We start from the raw sequence: 2,146 nt of genomic DNA, 5'->3' as shown, positions 1-2,146 counted from the left end.
GACCCCACCGGTCCGCGGCGCACCGCCGTGCCGGAGACCAGCTCCCGCGCACCAGGAGAGGCACACCGATGCCCCGTCAACGCAGATGGGCGCCCATCGCCCTGGCCGTGCTCGCCCTCGTGGCGGCCGGGCTGACCGCGCACCGCCCGGCCGGCGCCGCCGCCACGCCCGCCGCGCAGGACTGCGCGGGCGACGCCTGCGCCCAGGCCACCTACACCAACCCCGTGCTGTGGCAGGACTTCGCCGACATCGACGTCCTGCGCGTGGACGACACCTACTACTACTCGGCCTCCACCATGCACTACTCGCCCGGCGCGCCCGTGCTGCGCTCCTACGACCTGGTCAACTGGGAGTTCGCCGGGCACTCCGTGCCGCGCCTGGACTTCGGCGCCAAGTACGACATGGGCAACGGCTCCCGCGCGTACGTCAACGGCATCTGGGCGTCGTTCCTGGCGCACCGCAAGAGCAACCGCACCTTCTACTGGGGCGGCTGCGTCGACTTCGCCCAGACGCACCTGTACACCGCGACCGCCGTCGACGGCCAGTGGTCCAAGCACACCACCATCAACAAGTGCTACTACGACGCCGGGATGCTCGTGGACGACGACGACACGATGTACGTCGCCTACGGCAACACCAGCATCAGCGTCGCCCAGCTCTCCGCCGACGGGAAGTCGGAGGTCCGCTCGCAGCAGGTGTTCCAGACCCCCTCGAACATCGGCACCCTCGAAGGGGCGCGCTTCTACAAGCGCGGCGGCAACTACTACATCTGGCTCACCAGGCCCGCGAACGGCCAGTACGTGCTCAAGTCGTCCAGCCCGTTCGGCCCGTACTCGATCCAGCAGGTGCTGCTCGACATGCCCTCGCCGATCCAGGGCGGGGGAGTGCCGCACCAGGGCGGCCTGGTGCAGACCCAGAACGGCGACTGGCACTACCTGGCGTTCGTCGACGCCTACCCCGGCGGACGCGTGCCGGTGCTCGCGCCCATCACCTGGACCTCGGACGGCTGGCCGCGCGTCACCACCGTCAACGGCGGCTGGGGCGCGACCTACCCGAAGCCGAACCTGCCCGCGCCCCCGCGCCAGGTCAAACCCATGATCGGCACCGACACCTTCCCCGGAACGGCGCTCGGCCCGCAGTGGGAGTGGAACCACAACCCGGACACCTCCAAGTACAGCGTCAACAACGGTCTTCGCCTGTCCACCGCGACCGTCACCAACGACCTGTACTCCGCCCGCAACACCCTCACCCACCGCATCCAGGGCCCCACCTCCACCGGCACCGTGGAGCTGGACCTGTCGGCGATGCGCGACGGCGACCGCACCGGGCTGGCCGTGCTGCGCGACTCCTCGGCGTGGATCGGCGTCAAGCGCGACAACGGCCGCAACCGGATCGTCTCCGTCACCGGACTGACCATGGACGGCTCCTGGCGCACCACCGGAACCGGGTACGAGGTCGCGGGCGCCGACCTGAACGGCACCCGGATCTGGTTGCGCGCCAACGCCGACATCCGCCCCGGCAACGGCAGGCAGGCCCGGTTCTCCTACAGCACCAACGGGACCGACTTCACCGCCTTCGGCCCGGCGTTCACGCTCAAGAACGACTGGCGGTTCTTCATGGGCTACCGCTTCGGCGTCTTCAACCACGCGACCGCCGCGCTCGGCGGCTCCGTCACCGCCCGCCGCTTCGACCTCACCACCCCGTGACCGCCACCACGACCACCACAGGAAGGACCGATCCCTTGGCGCGCAAAAGGGTCCTCGCGGCAGCGGGCATCGCGCTGCTCACCCTCGCCGCAGGGCTGATCACCACCAGCGCGAGCGGCGCGACCGGCACCCCCGGCGCGTCCGCCACGACGGAGGGCTGCGGCAAGGCGCCCGCGCTCACCAGCGGCACGCGCACGATCACCAGCAGCGGCAAGTCCCGCACCTACATCCTCTCGATCCCGGACGGCTACGACCGCGACCGCCCGCACCGCGTCGTCTTCGGCTTCCACTGGCTCGGCGGCACCGCGAACGACGTCGCCACCGGCCAGACCGTGCAGCGCGACGTCTGGTCCTACTACGGCCTCAAGCGCCTGGCGGGCAGCAGTACGATCTTCGTCGCGCCGCAGGGCTTCAACAACGGCTGGGCCAACTCCGGCGGC

At 70.6% G+C, this 2,146-nt stretch carries 1 protein-coding gene and 1 pseudogene; both read left to right on the top strand.

Going from position 1 to position 2,146, the window contains the following annotated elements; genetic code table 11:
• Positions 1–68: 68 nt before the first annotated feature.
• Positions 69–1,706 carry a glycoside hydrolase family 43 protein gene (locus ACTUAL_RS21580; RefSeq protein ID WP_096494092.1) on the top strand — a complete coding sequence of 546 codons (1,638 nt, stop codon included), beginning with the start codon at positions 69–71 and terminating at the stop codon, positions 1,704–1,706.
• Positions 1,707–1,741: 35 nt separating this feature from the next.
• A pseudogene (locus tag ACTUAL_RS21575) lies at positions 1,742–2,146 on the top strand (cellulose binding domain-containing protein); the annotation flags it as partial.

Source organism: Actinosynnema sp. (genome assembly GCF_052038725.1).
The sequence above is the reverse complement of the archived record's forward strand: the minus strand, read 5'-3'. Positions and strand labels throughout refer to the sequence as shown.

What these genes read in the sequence shown, in the direction of transcription:
- ACTUAL_RS21580 (WP_096494092.1), top strand. Translation starts at nt 69, where the DNA reads ATGCCCCGTCAACGCAGATGGGCGCCCATCGCCCTGGCCGTGCTCGCC.